General features: G+C 45.5%; 2 tRNA genes and 2 rRNA genes (1 of these 4 only partly in view). All 4 read right to left on the bottom strand.

Features of this window, described 5'->3' with window-relative positions:
- Positions 1-459: ribosomal RNA gene (locus CW731_RS12085) — 23S ribosomal RNA — on the bottom strand (it extends 2,425 nt beyond the left edge of the window).
- Positions 460-630: 171 nt separating this feature from the next.
- Positions 631-704: transfer RNA gene (locus CW731_RS12080), tRNA-Ala, on the bottom strand.
- A 102-nt stretch (positions 705-806) separates the two neighbouring features.
- Positions 807-880, bottom strand: a tRNA-Ile gene (locus CW731_RS12075).
- A gap of 81 nt (positions 881-961) precedes the next feature.
- A 16S ribosomal RNA gene (locus CW731_RS12070) occupies positions 962-2,481 on the bottom strand.
- Together the 16S and 23S rRNA genes with 2 tRNA genes alongside form the textbook arrangement of a ribosomal RNA operon.
- Positions 2,482-2,500 lie beyond the last annotated feature (19 nt).

Here is a 2,500-nt window from a genome sequence, read left to right as displayed (position 1 = left end):
GAGTATTTAGCCTTACCGGATGGTCCCGGTGGATTCATACAGGATTACTCGTGTCCCGCACTACTCAGGATACCACTATATTAACTTCGATTACTTTTACAGGACTATCACCCTCTATGGTCTGTCTTTCCAAACAGTTCTAATTCTCTAAGTCTCTAATCTTGTGGTCCTACAACCCCAATATTGCCGTAACAACATTGGTTTGGGCTAATCCGCGTTCGCTCGCCACTACTAACGGAATCACTATTGTTTTCTCTTCCTCCGGTTACTTAGATGTTTCAGTTCACCGGGTTTACCCCTATTGCTAGGTGACATGTCTTCAACATGCCGGGTTGCCCCATTCGGATATCTACGGATCAAAAGGTATGTGCCCCTCCCCGTAGCTTTTCGCAGCTTATCGCGTCCTTCGTCGTCTCTGAGAGCCTAGGCATCCGCCATACGCCCTTACTTAACTTATTGTACTTTTTGCTACAGTATTTTCATACTATAATGAACTCTTTTATATTTTTATAAAAAAATTTTTGACCAGAATATAAATATTCCAATCGTTCTCTATCTATTTGATTCTTACGATATCATTTTACCAATATGTCAATGAACTTGTGGTTAATTAATTAAAATTGACCGTTGTGGAGAATATCGGAGTCGAACCGATGACCTCTTGCGTGCAAGGCAAGCGCTCTAGCCAACTGAGCTAATCCCCCATTTTAGTAGTCAGTACCAGTTAACAGTTATCAGTTAATTGATGACTTGTACGTCAACTTGGGCATCCCAACTTCTAGAATTTCCTTAATATTAAGTTTTTGTAGTCCCGGGCAGACTCGAACTGCCGACCTCTACATTATCAGTGTAGCGCTCTAACCAGCTGAGCTACGAGACTATAATAGCTTAATACTTTTTTTATTTAAAATTAACAGCAAAGAGTAAAAATTACCTTTTGTAACTCACCATCTTTCTCTAGAAAGGAGGTGTTCCAGCCGCACCTTCCGGTACGGCTACCTTGTTACGACTTAGCCCTAGTTACCAGTTTTACCCTAGGCGGCTCCTTGCGGTGACCGACTTCAGGCACTCCCAGCTTCCATGGCTTGACGGGCGGTGTGTACAAGGCCCGGGAACGTATTCACCGGATCATGGCTGATATCCGATTACTAGCGATTCCAGCTTCACGGAGTCGAGTTGCAGACTCCGATCCGAACTGTGATATGGTTTATAGATTCGCTCTCTGTTGCCAGATGGCTGCTCATTGTCCATACCATTGTAGCACGTGTGTGGCCCAGGACGTAAGGGCCGTGATGATTTGACGTCATCCCCACCTTCCTCTCTACTTGCGTAGGCAGTCTCGTTAGAGTCCCCATCATAACATGCTGGCAACTAACGACAGGGGTTGCGCTCGTTATAGGACTTAACCTGACACCTCACGGCACGAGCTGACGACAACCATGCAGCACCTTGTAATCTGTCCGAAGAAAACTCTATCTCTAAAGCTGTCAGACTACATTTAAGCCCTGGTAAGGTTCCTCGCGTATCATCGAATTAAACCACATGCTCCACCGCTTGTGCGGGCCCCCGTCAATTCCTTTGAGTTTCAGTCTTGCGACCGTACTCCCCAGGTGGGATACTTATCACTTTCGCTTAGTCACTGAGATAAATCCCAACAACTAGTATCCATCGTTTACGGCGTGGACTACCAGGGTATCTAATCCTGTTCGCTCCCCACGCTTTCGTCCCTCAGCGTCAGTACATACGTAGTAGACTGCCTTCGCAATCGGTATTCTGTGTAATATCTATGCATTTCACCGCTACACTACACATTCTATCTACTTCCATATGACTCAAGTCAACCAGTATCAAAGGCAGTTCCATAGTTAAGCTATGGGATTTCACCTCTGACTTAATTGACCGCCTGCGGACCCTTTAAACCCAATGATTCCGGATAACGCTTGGACCCTCCGTATTACCGCGGCTGCTGGCACGGAGTTAGCCGGTCCTTATTCTTACAGTACCGTCAAGCTAGTATACATACTAGTGTTTCTTCCTGTATAAAAGTAGTTTACAACCCATAGGGCATTCTTCCTACACGCGGCATGGCTGGATCAGAGTCTCCTCCATTGTCCAATATTCCTCACTGCTGCCTCCCGTAGGAGTCTGGTCCGTGTCTCAGTACCAGTGTGGGGGATCTCCCTCTCAGGACCCCTACCTATCGATGTCTTGGTAAGCCGTTACCTTACCAACTAACTAATAGGACGCATAGCCATCTTTTACCGATAAATCTTTAATTAAAAAATCATGCGATCTCTCAATACTATGGGGCATTAATCTTCATTTCTAAAGGCTATTCCCCTGTAAAAGGTAGGTTCTATACGCGTTACGCACCCGTGCGCCGGTCGTCATCTGTAGCAAGCTACAATGTTACCCCTCGACTTGCATGTGTTAAGCCTGCCGCTAGCGTTCATCCTGAGCCAGGATCAAACTCTTCATTGTATATTTTAAATATGTTAAT

The sequence above is a fragment of the Polaribacter sp. ALD11 genome, assembly GCF_002831685.1.
Classification (GTDB): Bacteria; Bacteroidota; Bacteroidia; order Flavobacteriales; family Flavobacteriaceae; genus Polaribacter.
This window is presented reverse-complemented; position numbering and strand designations above follow the sequence as displayed.